5 protein-coding genes are annotated in these 7,786 nt (G+C 68.8%); 2 read left to right on the plus strand and 3 right to left on the minus strand.

Annotated features, from left to right (window positions below; translation table 11 throughout):
* The first annotated feature begins 50 nt into the window (after positions 1 to 50).
* On the plus strand, positions 51 to 3,674 hold the full coding sequence (locus GT354_RS03705; RefSeq protein ID WP_161354716.1) for a VCBS repeat-containing protein: 3,624 nt from the start codon (positions 51 to 53) through the stop codon (positions 3,672 to 3,674).
* 240 nt (positions 3,675 to 3,914) lie between these two features.
* Complete coding sequence (locus GT354_RS53425; RefSeq protein WP_346011831.1) at positions 3,915 to 5,078, plus strand: DUF5753 domain-containing protein; 1,164 nt, start codon at positions 3,915 to 3,917, stop codon at positions 5,076 to 5,078.
* A gap of 116 nt (positions 5,079 to 5,194) precedes the next feature.
* Here the strand turns inward: GT354_RS53425 and GT354_RS03715 are convergent, their stop codons facing one another.
* The 3 genes from GT354_RS03715 to GT354_RS03725 form a co-directional block, all read right to left on the minus strand.
* On the minus strand, positions 5,195 to 5,986 hold the full coding sequence (locus GT354_RS03715) for a maleylpyruvate isomerase family mycothiol-dependent enzyme (protein WP_161354718.1): 792 nt from the start codon (positions 5,984 to 5,986) through the stop codon (positions 5,195 to 5,197).
* Entirely contained in the window at positions 5,983 to 7,080 is a 1,098-nt protein-coding gene (locus tag GT354_RS03720) for a serine hydrolase domain-containing protein (protein WP_161354719.1), read from the minus strand. Before GT354_RS03720 ends, GT354_RS03715 begins: the two co-directional genes overlap by 4 nt.
* Positions 7,081 to 7,138: 58 nt before the next feature.
* On the minus strand, positions 7,139 to 7,786 hold a 648-nt coding region (locus tag GT354_RS03725), incomplete at its 5' end, for an MFS transporter (RefSeq protein ID WP_161354720.1).

Below are 7,786 nucleotides of genomic sequence, written 5' to 3' on the forward strand. Positions count from 1 at the left end.
CCTATGCGCACCCGCGCCCCGGTCCCCGGCAGTTCAAGGAGCATCCCCACATGGGGCACCCACCCCTCGCCCGCACCCGCAAGCGCCTGACCGTCGTGGCCTGCGGGCTCCTCGGCCTCGTACTCGCCGGCGGCACCACCGCCGCGAACGCGGCGCCCAAGACGCCCCCCGTCGCTGCGGTGAAGACCGCGAAGTCGCCACCCTCGCAGCCGAGTTCGCCGCTGTCGCCCGAGGACGCCGCCGTTGCCCGGGCCGCGCGTACCGGACAACCGGTAGTCGTCCCGGAGTTGACGACCGAGACGGACCTGGTCACCGCTCGACCCGACGGCACCCTGGGCCTCAAACGCAGCGTGGAGCCTTCCCGGACGAAGAAGTCCGGGGCCTGGGCCGACCTCGACCCGACCCTGATCGCCGCGACCGACGGCACGCTACGTGCCAAGTCCACGACTGCGGACGTGGCCTTCTCGGGCGGCGGTACCACGCCCCTGGCCGCGCTCGACAACGGCGGGCGCAAACTTGCCCTGACCTGGCCCACCCCCCTGCCCACCCCGCGTCTGGACGGACCCAGCGCCGTCTATCCCGAGGTGTTGCCGGACGTCGACCTCAAGGTCACCGCCACCGAACAGGGCGGCTTCACCCACATCCTGATCGTCAAGACCCCTCAGGCCGCGAGCGACCCGGCCCTCGCCGATCTCAGGCTCGGCATGAACCTGGACGGCGTCACCGTCGCCCGAGACACCACCGGCAGCCTCAAAGCGACCACCCCGGAAGGCAAGACCGCGTTCACCGCGCCGGCCCCGATCATGTGGGACTCGCGCACCACTCCCGCCCCCGCCGAGGCTCAGGCGAAGGGACGTGCGGGCGTCGCCGGCACGGCGTCCGCGAGCTCGTACGCGGTCGCGGACGGCGACGTGGTTCCAGCGGACGAAGTGGCCTCCACGGACGAGCGTCCCGGCGCGCACGCCGCGACCGCGCCGATCGAGACCGCCGTCACCGCGGACGCCCTGACCCTGACCCCGGACGCCGGCCTGCTGCACGCGCCGGACACGGTCTTCCCGCTCTACATCGACCCGGCATGGGTCCCCATGATCGACTGGGCCGGCATTCAGACCTGGGCCCAGGAGGGATACCCCGACACCGCCGGCGTCGAGAACACCAAGTTCGAACTCGGATCCGGCTACCAGCGCTGGGGTACCGGCAACCACGGCCTCGAACGCAGCTACTTCCAGGTCGGCTACAACCTGAACGGGCGCCTGGACGGCAAGCACATCCTGTTCGTCACCTTCAACGTCACCCAGGTCTACTCCGCCAAGAGGGGCTGCCCCGACAGCAATTGGCCCGTGTACCTGCATCTCACCGGCGACAACATCGGCAACGACACCGACTGGAACCACCGACCCGCCGACAAGGGACGATGGGGCAGTAACTCCTTCAAGGGCTCCGACTGCGGCGGCGACCAGAACATCGAATTCGGTATCACCGACAATCTCAAGCCCTACCCCAACTGGGAAGTGCTGACCTTCGGCATCCTGGGCGACGAAAGCAAGACCACCGCCAACAACGGCCTCAAGCGTTACTCGCGCACCGCCTCCGACACGTACCTCTACGTCCAGTACAACACCCCACCGAACAAGCCCGCCAACCTCAACACCACTCCCAGCCCCAGTCGCCTCGACGCCGACGGACCCGCCGCCGTCAAGACCTGGACCGACACCGGCTGCGCTCCCGCCGGTGGTGAGGGCTGGATCGGCGCGACCAACGGCAACACCGGCGTCCGCATGAACGCCACCGTCTCCGACGCGGACAACCACCTCGTCGCGAACAAGTTCAGCTTCGTCGACGACACCACCCAAACCGTCATCCTCGACGAACAACACAGCCCCTTCGTCGCGTCCGGCAGCGCCGTGTCCATCGCCACCGGTCCGCTCACGGACGGCCACCGCTACGGCTGGTACTCCCGCACCTCCGACAACCTCGACGACTCGCCCTTCACCGCCGCCTGCTACTTCCGTGTCGACACCACCGCGCCCGCCGGCCCCCAGGTCACCATCGCTCCGGGCGACGCCGCCAAACCCACCGGAGCCGAGCGCACCCTGACGTTCCAGTCCTCCGACGGCGGCAGCGGACTCGTCGCGTTCGAATACGCCTTCAACGCCTCGATGCCCGTCGGCGGAGCATCCCTGGTCACCGCAGACGCCCAAGGCCGCGCCCAGTTGACCCTCAAACCGGGGATGTGGGGCACCAACATCCTTCGCGTCCAGGCCGTCGACCGCGCCGGCAACCGCTCCCAAACGCTCAACCACACCTTCTACGTTCCCGACGACCCGAACGCCCCCACCGTCGCCGGCGACATCACCGGCAACGGGACACCCGACGTTCTCGTCGTCGACGGCAACGACCTACGGATGTACCCCACAGACCACGGCCTCCTGCCCCGGCCCCAACCCGAAGGCAGCGTCGTCGCAGGTGACGGCAGCGTGCTGGCCTCGACCGGTCCGAACAGCCCCGGCCAGAGCACCTGGGCCGGCTCCCTCGTCAGCCACAACACCGGCCCCGGCATCCGCACCGACGAACTCTTCGCCTGGCAAAAGGGACCCCAGGACAACGGCACCCTGCGCATCTACCGCAGCAGCCTCAGCCTCGCCCTGCCGCCCGCCCAACGCGGACTCCTCAACAACGACCACCAATACTTCAAGCGCGAACGCTCCGTCGTCGCCACTGTCCCCCGCCCCGGCTGCACCGGCGACTGCGCCGGCTACAACGCCCTCGACTGGTCGAGCGTCAAGCAGATCCTCGCCGTGGGCGACGCCGACAAACGCACCGACGAGGACGGCAACGGCTTCGGTGATCTGATCACCATCGAGACGGACGTCACCGGCAACGGCTCGCTGTGGTTCTTCCACCGCGACCCCGGCGGCGACTTCAGCGAAGCCCGCATGATCGGCGGCCTCGGCTGGCAGGGCATCACGCTCGCCGCGCCCGGCGACATCAACGGCGACGGCCTCCCCGACCTGTGGGCCCGCTACCCGAGCGGCGCCCTCTACCAATTCCCCAGCCGCCTCCTGCCGGACGGCACCCCCGACGTCGCCGCTCTCGGTGACGCCGGCGCCAAGTCGCAGATCGGTACCGGCTACACGCCCGCCGCGTACCCCCTACTGTCCACCGACGGCAACATCACCGGCGACGCGCGCCCCGACCTGTGGACCCGCACCACCGACGGCAGCCTCCTCGTCCACACCGGACGAGCCCCCGCCGCCGGAACCACCGCCTTCGCCCCGCCCATTGCGCTCACCTCCAGCAGCACACCCACCGGCACCACCACCACCTTCACCGACGGCACTCTCGTCAAGGGCGCGGGCCGCGCCGAGGTCTTCGTCGTCAACGGCGGAGCCGGCTTCCACATCCCCGACGAGGACACCTTTTTCCGGCTCGGCTACACCTTCGACCGCGTGCTGACCGTCCCGGCCGCCACCGTCGACGCCCTCCCGCACATCCCGCGAGACGGCACACTCCTGCGCGAGGAACACGAAGCCAACGTCTACCTCGTCCGGGGCGGCATCCGCGCCGCCTTCACCAGCGAAGATCAGTTCTTCGGACTCGGCTACCGATGGGCATCCATCGGCATCGTCCCCGACCACAGCCTCGATCCCATTCCCCGCGGCGCCGACCTCTGACCCAACCGCCCATCGATCGGGTGCGCTTGCACAGTTTCAGCAGAAACACATCGACAAGCGACCCGTAGGTCGCGATCGGACACGGACGTTGGTGATCGATCCGGGTCCCGTGTGACGCCGGTCCCCGGAACGACGGTTCCGGGGACCGGCGTCATCGTTTCGAGAAGCAGGGCCGAGGACTCGGCCCTGATCGCTTCGCCTGTGGGGCGGGACGAGGAACTGCCAGTGCGGTGATGCAGGGTGATTTTCGAGCATATGGCTGCTGATGGTGGCTGGATAACTACCCTGGGTGGTCTCGGTATTGGTTTCGATCCCACGGGGGTCTGTATGACGAACCGTCCAACAGTGGGCAATGTGACGCTCAAGGCCGCGCGGAAGGCGATGGGGCTGAAGTCGCAGCAGAGCTTCGCCGATGCGTTCGAGGCGAAGGCGTTGGCGGGTGGGAAGCGGTTGGGCGTCAGTGTTCGCCAAGTCCGCCGTTGGGAGAGTGTCGAACCGCCTTGGCCCACGCCGGACTACCAGACGGTTCTGGAGACGATGTTCGACCGCCCTTTGACCGCACTGGGATTCACGCCGGCTGACGACGTGGACGGGCTACAGGCGACGGCGCGTCAGGACGCGACGGGCGGTGCCGTGATCCAGGATTTGCGAGACGCGGAGCAGTGGGGCTGGTGGCGAACCGGCCCCGCCGAGTCCGACAACGACAGGTGCTTTGCGCGCATTGCGAAGGCCGATCGCGCAGCAACGAGCATCCGCGCGTATACGGGAACGCTCATCCCCGGCGTCCTCCAGACCCATGCGTATACATGCGCCGTACTGCGGGGGGTCTCCCCTTCGCTGTCCAACGACGACGTCATCGCGAGGGCTGACCAGCGCAGCCAACGACTCGACGCGATTCATCCTCGATCGAACGGCGTTGGGTCGCTTCGCTACATCATTGATGAGGGTGCACTGAGCAATGTGGTCGGTAGCTTGGACATTCTTCGTGACCAACTCGGTCACCTTCTGGTGACTCTGGCCCGCCGGAACGATATTCGTGTACAGGTGCTGCCCGCCGATATCGGTGCACACCCGGGTAGCAGCAGTTCGTTCATCCTGTACGACTTCGGTACACGCCAAGTTGTCTTTCTGGAGGGTCTGACCGGGGCTTCTTGGTCGGTCCGACCGTCTTGCGTGGGCACGTACGGAACCGCCTGCGAGGACCTGATGGCGGCCGCTCTCTCCGTGGACGATTCTCTGGAGCTGATCAGTCAACGTCTTGCCGAGGCCGAAATCCTGTGTCGGACAGCCGGCAGCCCTGGTGGCGAACCAGCGGCTACCCGGGCGCTTGTGCACTCGTGGACGTCGAGGCGTCCTTCGATGTCATCGCGGTTCGAGACAGCATACGAAGAGACGAGTCGGTGATTCGGCTTCATGCCGCTGCTTGGGGCAAGCTCTTGCCGGAACTCCGGCAGCAGTAGACGACATTGCGCCGGTCGGGCGGCCATCCCCGTGGTACGGCCGCCCGGCCGGCGCGGTCGTCAGCCGAAGCTCACTCGGTCCAGCCAGAAGTCGAGCAGGGCTGCGTCGCCCAGGACTTCGATGCCTTCGCCGTGTGGCGGGCGGCGTTTGTAGATGGTCAGGAGTAGGTCGGTCAGTGGGCCTCGGACGGCTACGGCGGACTTTTCGTGGGACCTGCGCCACGTGATGGCGTCGCCCGTGAGGTCGACCACCCACTCGGCTGCCGCCTCCGGGGCGGTGTCCGTGGCGTGGAGGTGGATGGTGCGGTCGGGGCCGAGGAGTTCGCGCATGTGTGGGTGGACCTCGAAGTGCATGGGCAGCGAGCCGAGTTCCATCCACTCGTCGATGGCGTCGATGGCCACGTCTTCGGCGAGGACGTACGTCGCGCCCAAGGCCAAGGTCGCGTCGGCGCGGTGGAGTGCCGTCTCGTGGGTGAAGCGGCGGGGGTAGAAGTCGGTGGTCCCGCCCGGGACGGGGGTCCACACCTTCGCGCCGGGGCCTGCGGCGCGGAGCGCGTCGGCGAGTTGCCCGGCGCCCTCGGTGAGCCACGGGCCTAACACGGCCGGGTCCTCGTGGGTGTAGGCCGAGAGGTCGCGGAAGTCCTGGTCGGGGACGGGTTCCGTGGCCAGGGTGCGTACCGTTTCCGTGGCCCAGCGTTGGCCGCCGCCGAGGTGGCGCAGGAGTTGGCCTACGTTCCAGCCGGGGCACGAGGGTACGGGGGCGGTCAGGTCTCGGCCCTGGATGGTCGATACCAACAGATCGGTCTGCGTGACGATTTCGGCGCAGTAGCGGTCGTGGTTCGCGAGGGTCATGCGCTCACATTCCAGCGGTTGACGAGGTCGAGGATGCGTTCGGCGGTGGTGAAGTCACCGGTCAGGCGGTTCTTGGTCACGGCGAAGGCGATACCCGTCGCCGGATCGGCGCACGCGAAGCTGCCGCCGGCGCCGGCCATGCCGAAGGACGTCGGGGGACCAGGTTCGCCGATGGCGTAGCCGAGGGCCCACGTGGACTCGTTGCCGAAGACCCGGTCGGTTCCCGACGCGGCGGGCGCGGAGATCGTCCGCAGGCGGTCGGCGGAGATCAGCGGGACGCCCGTCACGTTGCCGAGCAGGGCGGCGTACACACGGGCGACGGCGCGGGCGGAGACCTTGGCGCCCGCCGGGATGTCGGCCGTGAGGTAGTCGCTGCGATTGCCGAGTGCGGCGGTCGGGAACAGCGCCTTCGGGCCGGCGTCGAACATGGGCAGGTCTTCGGGCATCGACGCGAGCATCTCGTCGGTGCCGGGGGCATCCTCCAGGGTCGCGAGGCGACCGTGTTCGCCGGCCGGCATGCCGAAGTACAGCTCGTCGGCCATGCCCAGTGGGCCGGCCACGTCCTCGCGCAGGACCTGCGAGATGGTTCGGCCGGTCGCGCGGCGGACGATCTCGCCGACCAGGAAGCCGAAGGTGTACGCGTGATAGCCGACCTGTGTGCCGGGCTCCCACCACAACTCGGCGTCGGCGACGATCGCGCAGATCGCGTCCCAGTCGCACACGTCCTCGGGTGTGGTGTTCCTGGGCAGGCCCGGCACTCCCGCGGAGTGGGTCAGGACGTGTCGCAGGGTCACCTTGTCCTTGCCGTGTGCGGCGAACTCCGGCCAGATGTCGGCGACTCGGGTGTCGTAGTCGAAGACGCCGCGCTCGGCGAGGACGTGCGCGACGGTCGCGGTCACGCCCTTGCCGATCGAGTAGTTGTAGAAGACGGTGCCCGCCGTGACCGGTCGGCCCGTCGCGGGGTCGGCTACTCCGGCCACGGCATCCACCACCAGGTCACCGTGCCGGTAGACGGCTACCTGGATGCCTCGTTCGGCGTCGGAGGCCACCAGTTCGTCGATGGTCTGCTGGACTTGGTGTCGGATGTCGTTCATCGTGCCGCTTCCGGTCTGGTCGGGTCGGGTCGGATCGCCGGGCGTTTGCCCGTTCCCTCTATAGACGGTCGGGGCGTCGAGAACTCATCGCCGAACCGCCGTTGCTTTTGCGGAGGATGGGAATCGAGGCCACCAGAAGGATCGGGAGCAGCAGGAACGCGACGCGGACCGGCATGTGGTCCGTTGCGAGGCCGAGCAGGAACGGCGCGCCGCCGGCTGCGACGGTCGTCGCGACGGCGAGGCGCGAAACCGCGAGGTCGGCCCGGCCGCCGGCGGCCTGGATCGCGGCGGCCGTGGCCAGTGGGAACTGGACCGACATGCCCAGGCCGCAGACGAACAGGCCGAGGAAGCCCTGCCAAGGCGCGGTCGCGGTCCAGAAGAGGGTGAAGCCGACCAGGTTGACGGCTACGGCGGCGACGTACAGGCGGTACAGCCGGAAGCGCAGCGCGAGTCGGCCACCGGCCAGGCGGCCCAGGCACAGGCCGGCGACGACGCCGGTCATCGCGGTGGCGGCGGTGCTGTCGGACAGCCCGGTGCGGTCGTGGAGCAGCGTCGCGGCCCAGAGGGAGAGCGAGAACTCGACGGCGACCGAGCAGACGACGAGGAGCCAGGCCCACCAGTAGGCGGCGGGGAGGGAGTTGGTGGAGGCGGGGGGCGTGGCGGCTTCGGGGGCGGTCGGGGGTTGGGGGGTTGCTCGGGAGGGCGG

This window comes from Streptomyces sp. SID3343 (assembly GCF_009865215.1).
Lineage (GTDB): Bacteria > Actinomycetota > Actinomycetes > Streptomycetales > Streptomycetaceae > Embleya.